20 protein-coding genes are annotated in these 19616 nt (G+C 65.2%); 12 read left to right on the top strand and 8 right to left on the bottom strand.

The annotated features are described in order from the left end of the window. The first annotated feature begins 296 nt into the window (after positions 1-296). The gene (locus ACFVWT_RS19760; RefSeq protein WP_390250848.1) at positions 297-1487 is read left to right on the top strand and encodes an acyl-CoA dehydrogenase family protein; all 1191 of its coding nucleotides are present in this window, start codon (positions 297-299) and stop codon (positions 1485-1487) included. A 30-nt stretch (positions 1488-1517) separates the two neighbouring features. Here the strand turns inward: ACFVWT_RS19760 and ACFVWT_RS19765 are convergent, their stop codons facing one another. Further along, positions 1518-2042, bottom strand: coding sequence for a M23 family metallopeptidase (locus ACFVWT_RS19765; RefSeq protein ID WP_390250850.1), 525 nt, complete (start codon positions 2040-2042; stop codon positions 1518-1520). A 451-nt stretch (positions 2043-2493) separates the two neighbouring features. On the opposite strand from ACFVWT_RS19765, the gene rpsB reads away from it, so the two are divergent. From rpsB to ACFVWT_RS19795, 6 genes are all read left to right on the top strand, one after another. Further along, positions 2494-3357: a 30S ribosomal protein S2 gene (gene rpsB / locus ACFVWT_RS19770; RefSeq protein ID WP_390250852.1), complete on the top strand. Its 864-nt coding sequence runs from the start codon at positions 2494-2496 to the stop codon at positions 3355-3357. 135 nt (positions 3358-3492) lie between these two features. Then, positions 3493-4329, top strand: coding sequence for a translation elongation factor Ts (gene tsf / locus ACFVWT_RS19775; RefSeq protein ID WP_011691229.1), 837 nt, complete (start codon positions 3493-3495; stop codon positions 4327-4329). Between the two features lie 148 nt (positions 4330-4477). Beyond that, positions 4478-5215: a UMP kinase gene (gene pyrH, locus ACFVWT_RS19780; RefSeq protein WP_209746294.1), complete on the top strand. Its 738-nt coding sequence runs from the start codon at positions 4478-4480 to the stop codon at positions 5213-5215. Between the two features lie 111 nt (positions 5216-5326). Next, a complete protein-coding gene (frr, locus tag ACFVWT_RS19785) occupies positions 5327-5884 on the top strand; it encodes a ribosome recycling factor (RefSeq protein WP_011691231.1) in 558 nt (185 codons plus the stop codon). Next, complete coding sequence (locus tag ACFVWT_RS19790) at positions 5884-6804, top strand: phosphatidate cytidylyltransferase (RefSeq protein WP_390250855.1); 921 nt, start codon at positions 5884-5886, stop codon at positions 6802-6804. The genes frr and ACFVWT_RS19790 overlap by 1 nt, the downstream gene beginning before the upstream one ends. A gap of 77 nt (positions 6805-6881) precedes the next feature. Beyond that, positions 6882-7466 (top strand): DivIVA domain-containing protein, encoded by a 585-nt coding sequence (locus ACFVWT_RS19795; RefSeq protein WP_390250857.1) that lies wholly within the window; start codon positions 6882-6884, stop codon positions 7464-7466. 25 nt (positions 7467-7491) lie between these two features. Here ACFVWT_RS19795 and ACFVWT_RS19800 read toward each other — a convergent pair whose 3' ends face one another. Genes ACFVWT_RS19800 through ACFVWT_RS19815 form a run of 4 tightly spaced genes read right to left on the bottom strand, consistent with a single transcriptional unit; the run spans position 7492 to position 11302 of the window. After that, complete coding sequence (locus tag ACFVWT_RS19800) at positions 7492-8988, bottom strand: cation acetate symporter (RefSeq protein ID WP_390250859.1); 1497 nt, start codon at positions 8986-8988, stop codon at positions 7492-7494. Between the two features lie 7 nt (positions 8989-8995). Next, entirely contained in the window at positions 8996-9346 is a 351-nt protein-coding gene (locus ACFVWT_RS19805; RefSeq protein WP_390250861.1) for a DUF485 domain-containing protein, read from the bottom strand. Then, positions 9343-10062 (bottom strand): LytR/AlgR family response regulator transcription factor, encoded by a 720-nt coding sequence (locus ACFVWT_RS19810; protein ID WP_390250863.1) that lies wholly within the window; start codon positions 10060-10062, stop codon positions 9343-9345. Before ACFVWT_RS19810 ends, ACFVWT_RS19805 begins: the two co-directional genes overlap by 4 nt. A 22-nt stretch (positions 10063-10084) precedes the next feature. Then, on the bottom strand, positions 10085-11302 hold the full coding sequence (locus ACFVWT_RS19815; RefSeq protein ID WP_390250865.1) for a sensor histidine kinase: 1218 nt from the start codon (positions 11300-11302) through the stop codon (positions 10085-10087). A 197-nt stretch (positions 11303-11499) separates the two neighbouring features. On the opposite strand from ACFVWT_RS19815, the gene ACFVWT_RS19820 reads away from it, so the two are divergent. Continuing rightward, the gene (locus tag ACFVWT_RS19820) at positions 11500-11880 is read left to right on the top strand and encodes a DUF485 domain-containing protein (RefSeq protein WP_390250867.1); all 381 of its coding nucleotides are present in this window, start codon (positions 11500-11502) and stop codon (positions 11878-11880) included. Then, entirely contained in the window at positions 11877-13493 is a 1617-nt protein-coding gene (locus ACFVWT_RS19825; RefSeq protein ID WP_390250869.1) for a cation acetate symporter, read from the top strand. Before ACFVWT_RS19820 ends, ACFVWT_RS19825 begins: the two co-directional genes overlap by 4 nt. Positions 13494-13579: 86 nt before the next feature. Here the strand turns inward: ACFVWT_RS19825 and ACFVWT_RS19830 are convergent, their stop codons facing one another. Further along, on the bottom strand, positions 13580-14404 hold the full coding sequence (locus ACFVWT_RS19830) for a hypothetical protein (RefSeq protein ID WP_390250871.1): 825 nt from the start codon (positions 14402-14404) through the stop codon (positions 13580-13582). Between the two features lie 121 nt (positions 14405-14525). Then, entirely contained in the window at positions 14526-14999 is a 474-nt protein-coding gene (locus tag ACFVWT_RS19835) for an Lrp/AsnC family transcriptional regulator (RefSeq protein ID WP_043480040.1), read from the bottom strand. 196 nt (positions 15000-15195) lie between these two features. On the opposite strand from ACFVWT_RS19835, the gene pdhA reads away from it, so the two are divergent. Genes pdhA through ACFVWT_RS19850 form a run of 3 tightly spaced genes read left to right on the top strand, consistent with a single transcriptional unit; the run spans position 15196 to position 18781 of the window. Further along, positions 15196-16374 (top strand): pyruvate dehydrogenase (acetyl-transferring) E1 component subunit alpha, encoded by a 1179-nt coding sequence (gene pdhA / locus ACFVWT_RS19840; protein WP_390250874.1) that lies wholly within the window; start codon positions 15196-15198, stop codon positions 16372-16374. Beyond that, a complete protein-coding gene (locus ACFVWT_RS19845; RefSeq protein WP_390250876.1) occupies positions 16374-17384 on the top strand; it encodes an alpha-ketoacid dehydrogenase subunit beta in 1011 nt (336 codons plus the stop codon). Before pdhA ends, ACFVWT_RS19845 begins: the two co-directional genes overlap by 1 nt. Further along, positions 17381-18781: a dihydrolipoamide acetyltransferase family protein gene (locus tag ACFVWT_RS19850; protein WP_390250878.1), complete on the top strand. Its 1401-nt coding sequence runs from the start codon at positions 17381-17383 to the stop codon at positions 18779-18781. Before ACFVWT_RS19845 ends, ACFVWT_RS19850 begins: the two co-directional genes overlap by 4 nt. An 85-nt stretch (positions 18782-18866) precedes the next feature. Here ACFVWT_RS19850 and ACFVWT_RS19855 read toward each other — a convergent pair whose 3' ends face one another. After that, the gene (locus ACFVWT_RS19855; RefSeq protein ID WP_390251100.1) at positions 18867-19535 is read right to left on the bottom strand and encodes a TetR/AcrR family transcriptional regulator; all 669 of its coding nucleotides are present in this window, start codon (positions 19533-19535) and stop codon (positions 18867-18869) included. Positions 19536-19616 lie beyond the last annotated feature (81 nt).

A 19616-nucleotide genomic window follows, 5' to 3' on the forward strand; every position in this document is an offset into this window, starting at 1 on the left:
AAACTGTGCCATCCCCACCCACACACGGACCGTCCACATCCCTACCCAGGACGTCCCGGGGTCCCTTTCAGGACCCCGGCCCCCGGGGCGGCCGGCCCGCCCCCCCCCCCCGGGGCCCGGGGCCGGTTCCCCCCCCCCCCCCCACGGCTCTTTTTTGTTTCCCGCGCCGGGCGGGCAAAGCCCGTTGTCCGCTTGCCTGCCATCCTCCCGCTGCGGTATGTTACTCATCAGTAACTTAATCGCCGGCGCGACGCCCGCGTTCTACGGTCGCTGCTGATCACACGTGAAGGAACACCATGTCCAAAGCTGCTATCGACATCAATAACCTGCCCTACGCCGACGGTGATTTCTTTGCGTTCGAGCAGCTGCTCAGCGGCAAGGAGCGCGACCGGCTGGCCGAGGTCCGGGAGTTCCTGGACCGTGAAGTCAAGCCGATCGCCGTCGATTGCTGGAACCGGGCCGAGTTCCCGATGGACCTGATCCCGAAGCTGGCCGAGATCGACTTGGTCAGCCCCGTCCGGCGCCAGGGCTACTCCAACCTGTTCGCAGGTATCCTGCACGCAGAAGCCACGCGCGCGGACACCTCCATCGCCACCTTCCTGGGTGTGCACGACGGCTTGTTCACCGGCTCCATCGAGGCCCTCGCCTCGCAGGAACAGCAGGAAGCCTGGTTGCCGGACATCTACTCGCTGAAGAAGATCGGCGCCTTTGGCCTGACCGAGCCGCTGGGCGGCTCCGATGTCGCCGGCGGCACCCGCACTACCGCCCGCCGCGAAGGCGGCAGCTGGATCCTCAACGGCGCCAAGCGCTGGATCGGCAATGCCACTTTCTCCGACTGGGTGGTCATCTACGCCCGTGACGAAGCTGACAACCAGGTCAAGGGCTTCCTGGTTGACACGACAACCGAGGGCTACAGTGCAACCAAGATTGAAAACAAGATCTCGCTTCGGACCGTCCAAAATGCCGACATCACGCTCGACAACGTGGTGGTGCCGGACTTCTTCAAGCTCGCCAATGCCAACAGTTTCCGGGACACCAACAAGGTCCTGAAAGTGACCCGCCTGGCCGTCGCCTGGCAGGCCGTCGGCCAGCAGTTGGCAGCCTTCGACGTGGCCCGGCGCTACGCCGTCGAACGCAGCCAGTTCGGCCGGCCCATCGCTTCCTTCCAGCTGGTCCAGAACCAGCTCGTCCAGATTCTTGGCAACGCCGTCAGCTCCATGGGCATGATGGTCCGTTTGTCCCAGCTTGAAGACGCCGGTGAGGCGAAGGACGAGCAGTCAGCCCTGGCCAAGGCGTTCACGACGGCCAGGATGCGCGAAAGCGTAGCCATCGGCCGCAGCCTCCTCGGCGGCAACGGGATTGTCACGGACTTCGAGATGGCCAAGATCTTCTCCGACGCCGAAGCGATCTATTCCTATGAGGGCACCCACGAGATCAACACCTTGGTGACGGGACGCGCCATCACCGGAATTTCGGCAATCGTGTAGCCATTCCGGCAGCTGTACCCCTGCGGCCCTTCACCCTCCAGCCCGTCCACCCACGGGAAGCAGGATGGAGGGCCGCAGGTCTGTCACCAGGGACAGCGGATTGATGTACTCCTCGCCGCGGCGCACACCCCAATGCACGCACGGCAGGGACGAGCAATGACCCGTCATCAACGTTCCGATGACATCCCCCCGTGACACGGCAGCCCCGGACGGGAGGCTGCTTTCCACCGGCTCGAAGCTGCTGCGCAGGCCGTTGCCGTGATCGATGGTGATCACGGGCCGGTCCACCACGACGCCCACGAATGTGACGGTTCCCGACTCCGGCGCGGTGACCGGACCGCCGTCGGCCGCCGCCTGGAGGTCCACGCCGCGGTGCCCGCTCATCCACGGCTTGTCCGGGGGATCGAAGGCGCGAACTACTGCCGGCCTCGGTGCCAGGGGCCAGGCCCAACTGCCGGGCACAGTGGCTGTGCCGGACATGCCGGCTGTGCCGGAAGCCGGCGCGATGGCTGAGGCGGAGAGCAGGATTGCGGCCGGGATGGCTCGGGCTTTCATCCCCCCAGCCTGTAACCCAGTCGCCTACGCGGGAAGGTGCCGGCACCGCTATGTGGACAAGCGGGCGGGCCCGAAAATGGTCCGATCCGGTGGATCCGCTGTAGTACACTTGACGGAGCAGTTTGCTGTGCCCTCAACGATGCCCGGCCGGCGGTTCATGCCACCTCTTGGTCGCCTGGTCCTTCCGGACGTTCTAGTCAGCACGTCTCATTCAGAGGTGTGGGGGAGCAGTGGCTGACTACGCGTATCCAGCCCTCCCGTTCCGAAGCCCCGGCTTCAGGCTGCGGAGGATTGCGCCTCTTGCGGTCAGGACCGGCAACGGTACTGATGAGAAGTGCAATGGATGCCAGGAGCAACGCCCGCCTGGGCGAAGCTAATCAACCGTCAACTATTGGCAGGGTAAGAGAGCCATGGGCTCTCTCATGAATGACCTGCCGGAAGGAGCGTCGGCATGCCCGTCGTAACTATGCGCCAGCTGCTTGACAGCGGCGTCCACTTTGGACACCAGACCCGTCGTTGGAACCCGAAGATGAAGCGCTTCATCTTCACGGAGCGCAACGGCATCTACATCATTGACCTGCAGCAGTCGCTGTCCTACATCGACCGTGCCTACGAGTTCGTCAAGGCCACCGTTGCACACGGCGGCACCGTTCTCTTCGTCGGCACCAAGAAGCAGGCGCAGGAATCCATCGCCGAGCAGGCCACCCGCGTTGGCCAGCCGTACGTCAACCAGCGTTGGCTCGGCGGTATGCTGACCAACTTCCAGACGGTCTCCAAGCGCATCCAGCGCATGAAGGAACTCGAAGAAATCGACTTCGACGACGTCGCCGGCTCCGCATACACCAAGAAGGAACTGCTGCTCCTTCGCCGTGAACTCACCAAGCTCGAGACCAACCTCGGCGGTATCCGCAACCTGACCAAGGCGCCGTCCGTGCTCTGGATCGTGGACACCAAGAAGGAACACCTCGCAGTCGACGAAGCCAAGAAGCTGAACATCCCGGTTGTTGCCATCCTGGACACCAACTGCGATCCGGACGAAGTCGACTTCCCGATCCCGGGTAACGACGACGCCATCCGCTCCGTCAACCTGCTGACCCGCGTTGTTGCTGACGCTGTTGCAGAGGGCCTGATCGCCCGTAACCAGCGCGCAACCGGCACCACGGAAGCTCCGGAAGAGCCGCTGGCCGAGTGGGAGCGCGAGCTCCTCGAAGGCAGCAAGTCTGAAGAAGCTGCTGCCCCGGCTGCTGCAGAGGAAGCCCCGGCAGCTGCCGAGGCAACCGAGCCTGCAGCCGGCGAAGCCGACGCTGCCAAGTAGGCAGACAAGTAAATCTGGACCATCCCCGGCACTGTCCGCAGTGCCGGGGGTTTCTGACAGGATGGCCGCTCACTCGGTGAGCTGCCGTCCTGTCAGTCCGTACACCACACAAAATTTCTAGACAGAGGGGTTCACATGGCGAACTACACTGCCGCTGATATCAAGGCTCTGCGTGAGCGCACTGGCGCCGGCATGATGGATGTCAAGAAGGCTCTTGACGAAGCCAACGGTGACGCCGAAAAGGCCATCGAGATCATCCGCATCAAGGGCCTGAAGGGCGCTACCAAGCGTGAAGGCCGCTCCACCGCTGAAGGCCTGGTTGCTGCCAAGGTTGCCGGCGGCGTTGGCGTAATGATCGAAGTTAACTGCGAGACCGACTTCGTGGCCAAGGCTGACAAGTTCATCCAGCTGGCCGACAAGGTCCTGGCTGTTGCAGTCGAGTCCGGCGCAGCCGACATCGAAACCTTGCTGGCCACCGAAGTTGACGGCAAGCCGCTGTCCGAGGTTGTCGTCGAAGAGGGCGCAATCCTGGGCGAAAAGGTTGTTGTCCGCCGCATTTCCCGCCTTGAGGGCGGCACGGTTGACGCCTACCTGCACAAGACCTCCAAGGACCTCCCGGCCCAGGTCGGCGTCCTGTTTGCCGTTGACGGCGAAGGCGAAGCAGCTGCAACCGCAGCACACGACGTCGCCGTCCACATTGCAGCCATGGCTCCGAACTACCTGACCCGCGAAGACGTTCCGGCTGACCTGGTTGAGTCCGAGCGCCGTATCGCCGAGGAAACGGCCAAGGCCGAGGGCAAGCCCGAGGCAGCGATGACCAAGATTGTGGAAGGCCGCGTGACGGGCTTCTACAAGGGTGAAGTGCTGGTTGACCAGGCATTCGCCAAGGACGCCAAGAAGTCTGTGGCGCAGGTCCTCGAAGAGGCCGGCGTCAAGGGCACCGCATTCGCGCGTTTCCGCGTCGGTTCCTAGTTAGACACGCAAAGGGGTGGTCACTTCGGTGGCCGCCCCTTTTGCATGCAACCGCAGCCTTCCACGCTGCATCTAAGGCCCGGGGAAATGACACCTTTGGCCATCCGGCACGATAACCTAGCTCAGAGCTCATTTACGGGAAGGCACCATGGAAACCGTCAACAATTCTGTCCAGTCAGAGAAGAGCCGGCGTCGCGTCCTCCTGAAACTCTCCGGCGAGGTCTTCGGCGGCGGCAAGCTGGGCGTTGACCCGGACACCGTCCGCGGAGTCGCCAAGCAGATCGCCGCAGCAGTTCCCGACGTCGAGGTTGCGATCGTCGTGGGCGGCGGCAACTTTTTCCGGGGCGCCGAACTTTCGCAGAGTGGCATGGACCGTTCCCGCGCCGACTACATGGGCATGCTGGGCACCGTGATGAACTGCCTCGCGCTCCAGGATTTCCTGGAACAGGCCGGGGTGGAGACCCGCGTGCAGAGCGCCATCACCATGGGCCAGGTTGCTGAGGCGTACATCCCGCGCCGGGCCATCCGCCACATGGAAAAGGGCCGCGTCGTGATCTTTGGCGCAGGAGCCGGGCTGCCGTACTTCTCCACCGACACCGTGGCGGCGCAGCGCGCGCTGGAAGTGCACGCCGACGTCGTACTGATGGCCAAGAGCGGCGTGGATGGTGTCTACACCGCCGACCCCAAGAAGGACCCCGACGCCGAGAAGCTCGACCACCTCAGCTACGATGACGCCCTGCGCCGTGACATCCGCGTGATGGACCAGACCGCCATGACCATGTGCAAGGACAACAACCTCACTATGGTGGTGTTCGGCATGGAAGGCGAAGGCAACGTGACCCGGGCGATCCGCGGCGAGCAGCTGGGCACCGTAGTCACCCCCTAGCAAGAGCTAGGATGATTTGAGGAAGGCCGGCCCGCAGGGCGGGCCGCAAAGACGGAACGAACCGTGCATTGCTCCGGCCAGCCGGAATGCACCAATTTCTGAGGAGAGACCGTGATCGAAGAGACCTTGCTCGAAGCCGGGGACAAGATGGACAAGGCTGTCGAGGTAGCCAAGGAAGACTTCGCGTCAATCCGTACCGGCCGCGCCACACCGGGACTCTACAACCGGGTGCTGGTGGACTACTACGGTTCGCCCACCCCGCTGCAGCAGCTGGCATCGTTCGCCGTTCCCGATGCGCGTACCATCCTGATCACCCCGTTCGACAAGACGGCCCTGCGCGACATCGAGCGGGCCCTTAGCGACTCCGAGGTGGGCGCCAACCCGTCCAACGACGGGAACGTCATCCGGATCACCATCCCGGAACTGACGAAGGAACGCCGCAAGGAATACGTCAAGATCGTCAAGGCAAAGGGCGAGGACGCCAAGGTGTCCATCCGCAACATCCGCCGCAAGGCCAAGGAAACCCTGGACAAGCTGGTCAAGGACGGCGAAGCGGGCGAGGACGAGGGTGCGCGCGGCGAGAAGGAACTCGACGCGCTCACCAAGGCACACGTTGACGGCATCGACGATCTGCTCAAGCGCAAGGAAGCCGAGCTGCTCGAGGTCTGATGGATCAGGCACAGCAGGCACCCGGACCCAGGGTCCGGGTCCGGGGGAAGCAGCGCTCCAACCCGACGCCCAAGGCAGGAAGGAACCTTCCGGCCGCAACGGTGGTGGGGCTCGCAATGCTTTTCGCCGTATTGGGGGGTCTCCTGTTCCTGCCGCTCGGATTTGTTCTGGTCACCACCACGTTCGCGGTATTCGGAGTCTGGGAGATCTTTCGGGCGCTAGAGGTGAGCGGTACCCGGCTGCCCATTGTTCCCGTGATAGTAGGCACCGTGGGTATGCCGCTGGCCGCTTACTTCGGCGGACTGGAAAGCCTGCTGTTCGCGCTGCTGGCCAGCAGCGTGGCGGTGCTGTTGTGGCGGACCATCGAGAGCGCGGCCGGGTCTGCCCGCAGCATCTTTGCCGGAGTTTTTACGCTGGCCTGGGTACCGTTCTTCATCAGCTTCGCAATCCTGCCGCTGCATGGCGTGGGGAGCGTGACGCCGGTGGGCCTGTGGCCCGGGGGAGTGGTTCCGCACGGCGCGTGGCAGATCGCCACCATGCTCCTGCTGGTCGTTTCCAACGATACTTTCGGCTATCTGGTGGGGGCGTCGTTTGGAAAGCATCCGATGGCGCCCAAGATCAGTCCCAAAAAATCATGGGAAGGGTTCGCAGGCTCCATCGCCGGGGCCATTGCCGTGGGTGTCCTGGCCTGCGTGTTCCTGCTGGATAAGCCCTGGTGGGTGGGTGTAGTGCTCGCCGTCGGCATGGTGGCTGCGGCAACCATCGGCGATCTCTCCGAATCCATGGTCAAACGGGAACTCGGCATCAAGGACATGAGCAGCATTCTGCCCGGTCACGGCGGCGTCATGGACCGCCTGGATTCAATCGTGTTCGCCTCCCCGGCGGCATTTATCCTGTTCACGGCCGTTGCCGGAGCCTGAAGCCACCTGCCCGGCAACAGCCCGGCACCTTAGACTGGTGCGGAGCAAAACAGCTGAACAGCACTGAAGGAAGCAAAGTGACAGTGGACATTCAACGGCAGATACCTGCGTCTTTTGACCGTGTGCAGCGGAACGAATACGGCTACAACGCCAAGCAGGTGGACCAGTTCCTCCAGCGCGCACGGGTTTCGTTCGAGAATCCGGGAGCTGCCGCCCAGGTCATCAAGAGCGCCGATGTCAGGGCGGTCTGCTTCGATCCGGTCAAGGGCGGCTATGCCGCGGCCGGAGTCGACGCCGCCCTGGACCGCTTGGAAGACGCCTTCGCGCGGCGCGAGCGCGACGAGCTCATCGAAGCCCGCGGTGAGGACGCCTGGCTTCGCGAAATCGGCAAGCTGTCCGGTCTCCTGCGGGGACGACTCCACCGCCCCGACGGCGAACGGTTCCGCCGGCCGGCGGGCGGCCGGGTCCGCAGCTACAACACCGTGGACGTTGACAACCTGTGCCACGACCTCATCGGCTACCTCGAGCACGACCAGCCGCTCAGCGTCGACAATGTCCGCCGCGCCGTCTTCCGCCAGGCCAAGGGCAAGGACGGCTACGAGGAAACCCAGGTGGATGCCTTCCTGGATCGCGTCGTCGAACTCATGGCGGCCATCGACTGACATCCGGGCACGGCCGGCAGTTCCCCTAGCGTTCAGCGGTTCCCTGGCGTTCGGTGGCCAGCGGACGTTCCGGCGTGTGCAGCCTGGTCATAACCTTCGTGAGCGTCCTCGGCACGCGGCCCTTGGTGGCACGGGACACCACGATCATCACGGCGAAAGCGGCCGGCACCGTCCAGGCGGCCGGCTGTGCCAGCCACTGCGGCATCGCGGCACCGGATGCGGCCGGACCGGACAGGGCGCCGGCAACCAAGGCGCCGCCGCACAGGACCCCGCCGGTCACCATCCCGGCGATGGCTCCGGCATCCGTAAGGCCCCGCCACCAGATTCCCAGCAACAGGGCGGGGCAAATCGTTGAAGCCGTAAACGCAAATACCAGGCCCACGCTGCCGGCCAAAGCTAGGGAGTCGGTCATGAAGGCGAATCCCAGCGGAACGGTTGCCGAGATCAGGGCGGCCAGCCGGAAGCCACGGACGCTTCCGCCCAGCACATCCTGGCTGATGACGCCCGCCAAGGACACCACCAGCCCCGACGTGGTGGACAGGAAGGCGGCGAATGCCCCCGCCACCACCAGCGCCGAGAGCAGGTCCCCGGCAGGGCCGCCGATCAGCCGGCCCGGCAGCAGCAGGACCAGCGCATCCGACCTGCCCCCCTGAGCAAGGCCCGGGGCGAACATCCGCCCGATCAGCCCGTAGGCAGTGGGAAAGAGATAGAAGACGGACAGTAGTCCCAGCACGATCAGCGTGGTCCGGCGCGCCGTCTGCCCGTCCGGGTTGGTGTAGAACCGGACCAGCACGTGCGGCAGCCCCAGCGTTCCAAAGAGCAGCGCCACCAGCAGCGAGATGTTCTGGTAGGGACCCGTCGGTGCCAGGCCGGTGGGGTTGGTATTTGCTTCGGCCACCGAAGGGACGGCGTTGCCGGCCAGCACCAGGGCGATGAATACCAGGGGCACCGCCATGGCGGTCAGCTTCAGCCAGTACTGGAACGCCTGCACAAACGTGATCGAGCGCATGCCGCCGGCCACAACCGTCAGGCACACCACGATGACCACCGCCACGGATCCTACCCAGGACGGTAGCCCGGTGGTGATGCGGATCGTCAGGGCGGCGCCGTGGAGCTGCGGCACGATGTATAGCCAGCCCACCACCACAACCACCAGGCTTGTGACCCGGCGGACGGGCCGGGAATCCAGCCGCACCTCAGTGAAATCCGGAATCGTATAGGCGCCCGAGCGCCGCAGCGGCGCGGCCACGAAGAGCAGCAGCATCAGGTACCCCGCCGTGTAGCCGATGGGAAACCAGAGGGCATCCGTCCCGGAAAGCAGGACCAGTCCGGCCACGCCCAGGAAACTCGCGGCCGAAAGATACTCGCCGCCAATCGCGGAAGCGTTCCACCACGGGCGGACGGTCCGGGATGCCACGTAAAAGTCGCCCGTGGTCCGTGAAATCCGCAACCCGTAGAACCCGATGACAGCGGTGGCCACCGAAACCGCCACGAAAGCCGCGATGCCGACCACCGGGTTCACGGCCGCCTCACCCGCCCTCCGCCAGGTCCCGGTACCGGGCCTCGTTACGGGTGGCGGTGCGGATGTACAGCCAGGCACTGAGTCCGATCACGGGATAGATCCCGGCACCGAGGAGGAGCCAGCCGAAGGGGATTCCCGCAATCTTCGCTTCCGCCAACCCGGGAACCAGTCCCAGCAGGAGCGGAAAAGCCAGCAGGATCAGCAGGAAGCCCGCTGCCACGACGAGTGCCAGGCGCAATTGGGAACGGATTAGGGACCGGACGAACACCTGGCCCACAGCGGACTCCTCTGCAGCCTCGCGCGAATCCCTCACCGGCTTTGCAGCGGACCGCGGGGCCGTCACCCTGACCCGGGTCATGCCTGCGGCCGGATGCGGGTGGTTTCGAGCTTCTCGCGGACAGACGGAAGGTGGCGGCGGCTAATGGGCAGTTCGGCCCCGGCCACGGTGACGGTGGGCCGGGCCGCGGCAAGCTTCATGTGGCTGACGTGGTTGAGGGCGATGAGGTAGGACCGGTGCGTGCGGATAAACCCGGCCTCGGCCCACTGCTGCTCCAGGTCGGCCAGCGGCACGCGGATGAGGTAGCTGGCATCAGCCGTATGCAGCCTGGCATAGTCGCCCTGGGCCTGGACATACGTGACGTCGTCGCGCCGGATCATCCGGGTGGTGCCGCCGAGGTCCACCGTGATCATTTCCGGTGTCGCGGCGCCGTCCTTCATGAGTTCACTGATACGGCCCACCGACCTGGCAAGGCGTTCAGCGCGCACGGGCTTCAGGAGGTAGTCGACGGCGGCGAGCTCGAACGCTTCGAGCGCGCAGTCCTCGTCCGCAGTTACAAAGACAACAGCCGGAGGGCTGCTGCTTCGGGAGATCGCACGGGCGATGTCCAGGCCGGACAAGGCGGGCATGTGGATGTCCAGGAACACCGCATCCACGGTCTCGGCATCGAGCACCCGCAGGGCCTCGGCGCCGGACGATGCCCGGTGGATGGTCCCGATCCGGCCGTCCCGGCCGAGCAGGAAAGCGAGTTCCTCGACGGCGGGCAGCTCGTCGTCAGCGACGAGGACGTTAATCATGGTTCTAGAGTACTGCCGCGGTTCAGGCGTCGTGGCCGGGCTGGGACTTGGGAACCCGCATGGTGATCAGGGTCCCCTCACCGGGGGCCGTCTCGATGACCAGGCCGTTGTCTTCGCCATAGACCTGGCGGAGGCGGGCGTCCACGTTCCGCAGCCCCACGTGGTCGCCGTCGCTGTGCCCGGCCAGCATGGACCGCAGCTGCTCGGGGTCCATCCCCACGCCGTCGTCCTCGATTGTCACCTCCGCGAAGGCGCCGGAATCGTTCGCCGCGATGGTGATATGGCCCGGACCCTCCTTGGCTTCCAGGCCGTGCCGGACGGCATTTTCGACCAAAGGCTGCAGGCTGAGGAACGGAATCACCGTGCTCAGCACCTCGGGGGCGATCCGCAGGCTCACCTGGACGCGGTCGCCGAAGCGCGCCCGCTCCAGCAGCAGGTAGCGGTCAATGCAGCGGAGCTCTTCGGCCAGGGTGGTGAAGTCTCCGTGGCGGCGGAAGGAATAGCGGGTGAAGTCGGCGAACTCCACCACCAGTTCCCTGGCCCGCACGGGGTCCGTGTTGATGAAGGAGGCGATGGCGTTCAGCGAGTTGTAGATGAAGTGCGGGCTGATCTGGGCGCGAAGGGCGCGGACCTCGGCCTCCATCAGGAGGGTCCGGGAGGCGTCGAGTTCGGCGAGTTCAACCTGGGCTGCCACCCAGTCGGCCACTTCGCCGGTGGCACGGACCAGTCCGGCGCCGGCGGACGGCGCGAACGCGGCAACAACACCGACCACGCGGGCGCCGGCCTTGATGGGGGCGATGACCACAGCGCGTTCGACGTCGGGCGTGATCGCGCCGGCGGCCGTTTCACCGGCGAGCATCTGCAGCTCGCCGGCCGGAATCACTGCCGTATGGCCGCCGTCGAGCACCTTGGCTGCCAGCCCCATCAGGAACGGTTTCAACTCCTCCGCGGCGCCGTCCCAGGCGAGCACTCCGGAGGTGTCGGTGATGGCCAGGGCATCGCAGCCCAGGATGGTGCGGAGCTGCCTGCTGGCCTTGGCCGCGCCCGCGGGATTGAGCCCGGTGCGCAGGTGCTGGCCGGCCCTCGAGGCCGCATGCAGGGTCTTGTAGGTGGCGCGTTCCGCATCCGTGCCCAGCTCCCGGAAAGACCGCAGGACTTTGAGGCCAACTCCGACGACGACGGCGATCGCCATCGCGATCACGGCGATGGCGGCGGCGGTGAAAAGGGGGGAGTCCGGCATGGGCCCAGCGTAGCCTGCCCGGCGTAGCCGCGGGGCACCGTTTGGCGCAGCATCGGGACCGCTGGGCGACGCCGGGGCGGGCTTCTCTGGATGTAAGCCGCATCACGGGAGACAGTGATTGGAGTCACATTGGCTGGGACTGTCTGCGGGTGGACGGGGCAGCCTGTGTGGACGGCAAGTCTCAATGAGGAGGAATGATGGGTAACGATGCCCCAACTCCGGACGCAGCGGCGTCCGTGGACTTCAAGCAAGTCCAATCGACGAAGCAGTTCCAGGAACTGCGCAAGCGTCACCGCAGCTTTGTCTTTCCAATGGCCGTTGCGTTCCTGCTCTGGTACTTCGCATACGTCCTCCTGGCCGACTACGCCGTCGGCTTTATGTCCATCAAGGTCTGGGGCAACATCAACATCGGACTGATCCTCGGCCTGCTGCAGTTTGTTTCCACGTTTGCCATCACCGGCTGGTACGTGAGCTACTCCAACCGGCGGCTCGATCCCATCGCGGCGGAAATCCGCCATGAAATCGAAGGCCACGAGTTCGACAAAGAAGGCAACAGAATCAGCGGGGTAACGAAATGACGCTTATGATTCCCGCAGTCAACGTTGCGGACCTCAAGGACACCACCCTGCTGAACATGGGCATTTTCGGCCTGTTCGTGGCCATCACCATGGTCATCGTGATCAAGGCCAGCCGCAACAACAAGACGGCCGCGGACTACTACGCTGCCGGGCGTTCCTTCACCGGGCCGCAGAACGGCACCGCCATTGCCGGGGACTACCTCTCGGCGGCTTCGTTCCTGGGGATTACCGGCGCCATCGCCGTCAACGGCTACGACGGCTTCATGTACTCCATCGGCTTCCTGGTTGCCTGGCTCGTCGCACTGCTGCTCGTTGCCGAACTGCTTCGCAACACCGGCAAGTTCACCATGGCCGATGTGCTCTCCTTCCGGCTCAAGCAGCGCCCGGTGCGCATCGCTGCCGCTATCTCCACCCTTGCGGTCTGCTTCTTCTACCTCCTGGCCCAGATGGCCGGTGCGGGAAGCCTGATCTCCCTGCTCCTCGGCATCAGCGACTGGGGCGGACAGGCCCTGGTGATCATCGTCGTCGGTGCCCTGATGATCATGTACGTACTGATCGGCGGTATGAAGGGCACCACCTGGGTGCAGATCATCAAGGCCATGCTGCTGATTGCCGGCGCCGCCGTGATGACATTCTGGGTCCTCGCCATCTACGGCTTCAACCTCTCCGACCTGCTGGGCGGGGCGGTGGAAACGTCAGGCAACCCGAACATGCTTAACCCGGGCCTGCAGTACGGCAAGACCGAAACCTCCAAACTCGACTTCATGTCCCTGGGCCTGGCGCTGGTGCTCGGCACAGCCGCCCTGCCCCACGTGCTGATGCGCTTCTACACGGTGCCCACCGCCAAGGAAGCCCGCAAGTCCGTGGTCTGGTCCATCTGGCTGATCGGCCTGTTCTACCTGTTCACCCTGGTCCTGGGCTACGGTGCCGCGGCACTGGTCGGCGCTGACACGATCAAGTCGGCCCCCGGCGGCGTGAACTCGGCTGCACCGCTGCTGGCGTTCCATCTGGGCGGACCCCTGCTGCTCGGCTTCATCTCGGCGGTGGCCTTCGCCACCATCCTGGCGGTTGTTGCCGGCCTCACCATCACCGCAGCGGCATCGTTTGCGCACGACATTTACGCCAGCGTGATCGCCAAGGGGAAGGCCGACGCCGACACCGAGGTCAAGGTTGCACGGCGCACCGTGGTGGTGATCGGCCTCCTGGCCATTGCCGGCGGTATCTTCGCCAACGGCCAGAACGTGGCCTTCCTCGTGGCGCTCGCCTTTGCGGTGGCTGCCTCGGCGAACCTGCCCACCATCGTCTACTCGCTGTTCTGGCGGAAGTTCACTACCCAGGGCGCGCTGTGGAGCATGTACGGCGGGCTGGGCTCGGCGATCATCCTGATCGCGCTGTCCCCGGTGGTTTCGGGTGCCAAGACGTCCATGATCCCGGGGGCCAACTTCGCGATCTTCCCGCTCAACAACCCCGGCCTCGTCTCCATCCCGCTTGCGTTCGCGCTGGGCTGGCTGGGCACGGTGCTGGACAAGAAGCTGGAAGACACCACCAAGCAGGCCGAAATGGAAGTCCGTTCCCTGACCGGCGTCGGCGCCGAGAAGGCTGTGGAGCACTGATACTTCGTCGGGCCGCATAACTGAGGCACACAACAGGAGCTCCCGTGAATTCGGGAGCTCCTGTTGTGTGCCCTGCTATCCGGGGATCAGGCCTTCGGACGGAGTTTGATGTTGATCATCTTCATGTCCTTACTGCCGTCGAAGCGGTAGGCCAGATCCACTTCCTTGCTGTCGCAGCTAATGATCCCGGCGACGTCGGCAGCGTTGTTGCCATTCTCGGTGCTCACCTTGAGGTCGTTGTAGCTCGGCTTGCAGCTTTCATCCAGATCGAGGCTTTGGACGCCGGCGGCGAAGTCCTCCTTTGAGAGCTTCTCCTGCAGGGCGGGATCGAGGTAGTTGTCATATGCCTTGTCAGTGTCTCCGGAGATGACCAACTGGGTGAAATCCTCCGCCAGGCCTTTGGCTTTGGCGGTTGCGCCGTTTACCAGGTTGACCAGCAGCACCACTCCCACCACCGCGAGCAGCACAACCCCGCCGACAATGCCCAGAATGATCCACAGTTTCTTGCGGCCCCTTGCAGGCGGCTGCTGGCCCGGAACACCGTAAGGTCCGGGGGCCGCAGGAGCGCCGTACGGCGCGCTTCCGTACTGCGGATGTCCGGGCTGCGGGTTGCCGGCGCCGGGAGCCGCGGATGGTGGCGGCCCGTACGGAGGCTGGCCGTGCTGCATTTGCCCGTATTGCGGTTCCCCGTAATGGGGGACCGGCGGCGGTCCCGGAACTCCCTGCTCGGGGGACCCGTAGTGCGGAGCCGGGGTCTCCCGGCCCGAAGGTTCATGCGCCGGGAGCGGCGGGTGCCCGGCGGCTCCTGGCTGAGGGGCCGCGTGCGGCGGGACGGGCGGAGGCTGCTGCTGCCTGCGCCGCCCGCTGTCGCCCGGTTCGGCCGGCTGGTACGGTTCCTGAGGATTGCTCAAGATCAAGCCTTTCCGGCAGCCGGCCTGGCAACTGCCTGAGTGCACGGGCCGTTCGCGGCCGCGATTCGTTCAACTCGACCCAGCCTATAACCCCGACCGCCCCCCGACTGGAAGCGGATCCTCACCCCTCGGCGGGGCCGCGCTCGAGGAGGGGCTGGATCCGGAACGGGATCAGCTCTCCCATGGCGAGGGCAGTATCCGTCCGGTCCACTCCCTCGCAGGCCAGAATCTTGCCGTTAATGCGGAAGAGGTCTTCGGCGTCCAGTGCCACCACCCGCAGCAGGAGGTCGGCGGAGCCGGTCAGCCCGTACCCTTCGAGGATTTCCGGGATGCCGGCCAGGTCCACTGCCAGCTGGCCCAGTTTCTGCTGCTGCACGTGGACGGAGATAAAGGCCATCAGCGGATAACCCAGGGCCGCCGGACTGATCCGCCGCTCAAAGGACAGGAACACGTGCTTCTTCTCCAACTGGGCCATCCGGGCCTGCACGGTGTTGCGGGAGAGCCCCAGCTTCTGCGCCAGGGCCACCACTGTCCGTTTGGGGTCCTTTGCGAGGGCGGAGAGGAGCCTTGTGTCAGTGCCATCCAAAGCTTGCATAATGCGCAAGGCTAGCACGCCGGCTGACCCTGAGACAGTGCATAATGCTCAGTTTTTGGGGCAGTGGTTGTACCCAATGAGCATTGTGAGTATGGTCACAATTATCCGGGGCAACGGCGCCCGGGCGGCTGGCGTGCACGGGGATCACGAGTTCCTTGAGCGCCGGTGACACGACGTATGAAGGTTGCGTGCAACTGTGTTTACAGACGAGTTGGGTCAGGGCGGTAACGCCGCCGGTGACCCGGACAACAGTGCAGGACATCATGGCGGGACGGGCGAAGAACTCGTTCAACTGATCACCCCCGGCGGTGAGCGCGTCAGCCATCCGCAGTACGACGCCTGGGTCCGGGATGTCAGTGATGAGCAGCTGGCTTCCCTGTATGAGGACATGGTGGTCATCCGGCGGATCGATACTGAAGCCACAGCCCTCCAGCGCCAGGGCGAGCTCGGCCTGTGGCCGCCGCTGCTGGGCCAGGAGGCTTCCCAAATAGGTTCGGCGAGGGCGCTCCGGGACGACGACTTCGTGTTTTCCAGCTACCGCGAGAACGGCGTCGCCTACTGCCGCGGCGTGGACCTGGCCGACATCCTCAGGGTGTGGCGGGGCAACGCGTCATCGGGCTGGGACCCGTACACCATCAACATGGCCACGCCGCAGATCATCATCGGAGCCCAGACGCTCCATGCGACCGGCTACGCCATGGGCATCCAGAACGACGGCGCCGACTCCGTGGCCATCACGTACTTCGGCGACGGCGCCACGAGCGAGGGCGACGTCAATGAGGCGATGGTCTTCGCCGCCAGCTTCCAGTCACCGGTGATCTTCTTCTGCCAGAACAACCACTGGGCCATTTCCGAGCCTGTGCGCCTGCAGTCCCACATCAGGATCGCCGACCGCGCGGCAGGATTCGGGATTCCGAGCATAAGGGTGGACGGAAATGACGTCCTGGCGGTGATGGCGGCCACGCGGGAGGCGCTCGAGCGGGCCCGCCACGGCGGCGGCCCCACGTTCATAGAGGCAGTCACCTACCGGATGGGCCCGCACACCACTGCAGACGACCCCACCCGGTACCGGGATGCCAACGAACTGGAGGACTGGGCGGCCAAGGATCCGATTGCCCGGGTCAGGGGCCTGCTGGAACGCAGGGGCCTGCTGACCGAGGCGCTTGAGGCCGGAGTGGCCGCCAAAGCGGATGCCGTGGCCCGGGACATGCGGGCCGGCTGCATCAACATGCCGGACCCGCAACCGCTGGACATCTTCAAGCACGTCTACAGCACCCCCAACTCCTGGCTCGACCGCCAGGAGGACCATTACACCCGCTACCTGGCGTCCTTCGGTGATCCCGCGGCCGCCAACTCAGAAGAAGGTGCTCGCTGATGACGCAGATGACATTTGCCCGGGCCATCAACTCCGGCCTCCGCAAATCCCTTGAAAACGACCCCAAGGTCATCCTGATGGGCGAGGACATCGGCACGCTCGGCGGCGTCTTCCGTGTGACGGACGGCCTGCAAAAAGACTTCGGCAAGCACCGCGTTGTGGACACCCCGCTCGCCGAGTCCGGCATCATGGGCACCGCTGTAGGCCTGGCCTACCGCGGCTACCGGCCCGTGGTGGAAATCCAGTTCGACGGGTTCATCTATCCTGCCTTCGACCAGATCGTGTCCCAGGTGGCCAAGCTCCACTACCGCACCCAGGGTGCCGTCAAGATGCCCATCACCGTCCGGGTACCCTTCGGCGGCGGCATCGGATCCCCGGAGCACCATTCAGAGTCGCCTGAGGCGTACTTCACCCACACTTCCGGCCTGCGGGTGGTTAGCGTGTCCAACCCGCAGGATGCCCATACGATGATCCAGCAGGCGATTGCCTCGGACGATCCCGTGCTGTACTTCGAACCCAAACGCCGCTACCACGACAAAGGCGAGGTGGATGAGTCGATCGATCCTGCCACAGCCCTGTCCATGGAGAAGGCCCGCGTGGTCACCGAGGGCAAGGACGTGACGCTCGTCGCCTACGGCCCGCTCGTCAAAACCGCCAAGGACGCCGCCCTGGCCGCCGCGGATGAAGGCGTCTCCGTTGAGGTCATCGACCTGCGCTCGCTGGCCCCGGTGGACTTCGCAACCCTGGAGGCATCGGTGCGCAAGACGGGACGGCTGGTGATCACTCACGAGGCCGGCCAGTCGGGCGGGCTCGGAGCAGAGGTGGCCGCAAGCATCACCGAACGCTGCTTCTACCATCTGGAAGCGGCCCCCGTCAGGATCACCGGTTTCGACATTCCGTACCCCTATTCGAAACTCGAAATGCACCACCTGCCCGGCCTGGACAGAATCCTCGACGGTGTGGACCGTGCCCTGGGCCGTCCCAATTCCCTCAGCGGGCTGGAAGGATGAGCGCCGCCATGATCAAGGAATTCAGGCTCCCTGACCTCGGCGAAGGGCTCACGGAATCGGAAATCCTGAGCTGGAAAGTTGCTGTGGGCGACACCGTGGCCCTGAACCAGGTCATTGCGGAGGTGGAAACGGCCAAGGCCGTCGTCGAACTGCCGTCGCCGTTCGCCGGTGTGGTCACCGCCCTCCATGAGCAACCGGGAACCGTGGTGGAGGTCGGCAAGCCGATCGTTTCCTTCGAGGTTGAAGGGGACGACGACGGGCCTGCCGCGGCAGGTCAGGCCCCGGTTACCCCCAAGCGGGAACCCAACCTGGTGGGGTACGGTGCCGTCCCCGAAGGGTCGGGCCGTCCCGCCCGGCGTGCCCGCACTTTCGCTTCGCCGGTGGCTGGGCCCGCGGCAGCCGCGCCCGCCGCCCCCACGGCAACAGAGCCGGTGATTGAGCCTGTCGAAACCGGGGCTCCGGCGGCACGTACTGGCCCCGCGAGTGCTGCCGAGCGTCCGCGGTCCACGCCGCCCGTCCGGAAACTGGCCAAGGATCTCGGGGTTGAACTCACGGCGGTGACCGGTACCGGCGCAGGCGGGCTGATCACCCGCGATGATGTGCGGAACTTTGTGGGCGGGGGAGACCTTCCCGCTGCTGCCCGGGCCCTGGCCGGAGCGGAGGGCGCAGTCGGCGCCGCTCGCGGAATGGCGACAGAACGCGAAACCCGCACGCCCATCAAGGGTGTCCGCAAACTGACGGCCGCCGCCATGGTGTCCAGTGCTTTCACCGCGCCGCACGCCACGGAATTCCTGACCATCGACGTCACACCCACCATGGAGCTGCTGTCCCGGCTCAAGGCCAGCCGGACTTTTGAGGGTTTCAAGCTAACCCCGCTGACCCTTGTGGCCAAGGCTTTGCTGATCGCCCTCCGCCGCCAGCCGTCGCTGAACTCGCGGTGGGACGAAGCCAACCAGGAGATCGTGCAGTACAACTATGTGAACCTGGGCATTGCCGCGGCAACTCCCCGCGGACTGACTGTGCCGAACATCAAGGACGCCCACAGCATGTCCCTGACGGAGCTGTCCACGGCGCTGACGTCCCTGACCGAGACTGCCCGCGCCGGCAAGACCAGCCCGGCCGAGCTCTCCGGCGGCACCATCTCCATCACGAACATCGGAGTGTTCGGCATCGACGCCGGCACACCGATCCTCAACCCCGGCGAGGCTGCCATCCTCGCCATGGGCGCGGTGCGGAAGATGCCGTGGGAGTACAGGGACGAGGTGGCACTACGGCAGGTCATGACCCTCAGCCTCTCCTTCGACCACCGCCTGGTCGACGGCGAACAGGGGTCACGTTTCCTGGCGGACATCGGTGCGATCCTCGCCGACCCGGGAATGGTGCTGGCAATGGTCTAGCTGCTGCCGGTCAGTCGCAGGCATTTGGTCAATCTGCCGGCTGTCAGTTCCGAGGGGAACGGGCAGCCGGCAGATCCGTGCCGGCCTACCCGGCAGGAACGGGGCTTGCCCTCACCAGGAGGGCGGCGAGCGCCATGCTCTCCAGCAGCGGCCGGGCGGACTTGGCCGCCACCCTCCGGCCGTGGCTGCGGACCGAGTGCGGGGTGGAGTTGATGAGGCCGAAAGCGGCGTGTGCGCGCATCCGGAGCTCCGCGGTATCCGTGCCGGCATGCAGCTCCTGCAGCACTTCCACCCACAGCTCCACGTAGTTGCGTTGAAGAGTACGGACCGCAGCCTGGTCGTCATCGGAAAGGTTGCTGAAGTCGCGGTCCTGAACCCGGATGACGTCGGGATTGCTCAGGGCGAAATCCACGTGGAACTGAACCAGGCGGGCCAGTGCCGCGGCGGGATCACTTGCGTCCGCCACCACCCGCCGGCCGCCGTCCAGCAGTTCCTGGCTCACGCTGAGCAACAGCGCTCCCAAAACAGCCTGCTTGCCGGCGAAATGGCGGTAAACGGCGGGCCCGCTGACTCCGGCCGCGGCGCCCAGGTCCTCCAGTGAAACGCGGTTGAAGCCATTCAGGGCAAAGAGGGTGGCGGCCGAGGACAGCAACGCCTGCCGCCTGCTCTCTTTGGCCTGGCTGCGTTGGGTCGTCTGGCTGCGTTCGGTTTCCTGGACCCGCTGGCCCGCCGGGCTGCCGGGGTCGCGCTCGATGATCGGCACATTTCCTCCTTGGAACTGCAAATCCTAGCAATGCAAGCGCGTGTTGGACATCACAGTTAATAGAGACTAACC

Source organism: Arthrobacter sp. NPDC058288, assembly GCF_042880995.1.
Taxonomy (GTDB): Bacteria; Actinomycetota; Actinomycetes; order Actinomycetales; family Micrococcaceae; genus Arthrobacter.

What these genes read in the sequence shown, in the direction of transcription:
- ACFVWT_RS19845 (WP_390250876.1), top strand. Translation starts at nt 16,374, where the DNA reads ATGACGCAGATGACATTTGCCCGGGCCATCAACTCCGGCCTCCGCAAA.
- ACFVWT_RS19835 (WP_043480040.1), bottom strand. Translation starts at nt 14,999, where the DNA reads ATGCAAGCTTTGGATGGCACTGACACAAGGCTCCTCTCCGCCCTCGCA.
- ACFVWT_RS19805 (WP_390250861.1), bottom strand. Translation starts at nt 9,346, where the DNA reads ATGACCCGGGTCAGGGTGACGGCCCCGCGGTCCGCTGCAAAGCCGGTG.
- pyrH (WP_209746294.1), top strand. Translation starts at nt 4,478, where the DNA reads ATGGAAACCGTCAACAATTCTGTCCAGTCAGAGAAGAGCCGGCGTCGC.
- ACFVWT_RS19810 (WP_390250863.1), bottom strand. Translation starts at nt 10,062, where the DNA reads ATGATTAACGTCCTCGTCGCTGACGACGAGCTGCCCGCCGTCGAGGAA.
- ACFVWT_RS19820 (WP_390250867.1), top strand. Translation starts at nt 11,500, where the DNA reads ATGGGTAACGATGCCCCAACTCCGGACGCAGCGGCGTCCGTGGACTTC.
- ACFVWT_RS19815 (WP_390250865.1), bottom strand. Translation starts at nt 11,302, where the DNA reads ATGCCGGACTCCCCCCTTTTCACCGCCGCCGCCATCGCCGTGATCGCG.
- ACFVWT_RS19765 (WP_390250850.1), bottom strand. Translation starts at nt 2,042, where the DNA reads ATGAAAGCCCGAGCCATCCCGGCCGCAATCCTGCTCTCCGCCTCAGCC.
- rpsB (WP_390250852.1), top strand. Translation starts at nt 2,494, where the DNA reads ATGCCCGTCGTAACTATGCGCCAGCTGCTTGACAGCGGCGTCCACTTT.
- tsf (WP_011691229.1), top strand. Translation starts at nt 3,493, where the DNA reads ATGGCGAACTACACTGCCGCTGATATCAAGGCTCTGCGTGAGCGCACT.
- ACFVWT_RS19760 (WP_390250848.1), top strand. Translation starts at nt 297, where the DNA reads ATGTCCAAAGCTGCTATCGACATCAATAACCTGCCCTACGCCGACGGT.
- ACFVWT_RS19790 (WP_390250855.1), top strand. Translation starts at nt 5,884, where the DNA reads ATGGATCAGGCACAGCAGGCACCCGGACCCAGGGTCCGGGTCCGGGGG.
- ACFVWT_RS19825 (WP_390250869.1), top strand. Translation starts at nt 11,877, where the DNA reads ATGACGCTTATGATTCCCGCAGTCAACGTTGCGGACCTCAAGGACACC.
- ACFVWT_RS19850 (WP_390250878.1), top strand. Translation starts at nt 17,381, where the DNA reads ATGAGCGCCGCCATGATCAAGGAATTCAGGCTCCCTGACCTCGGCGAA.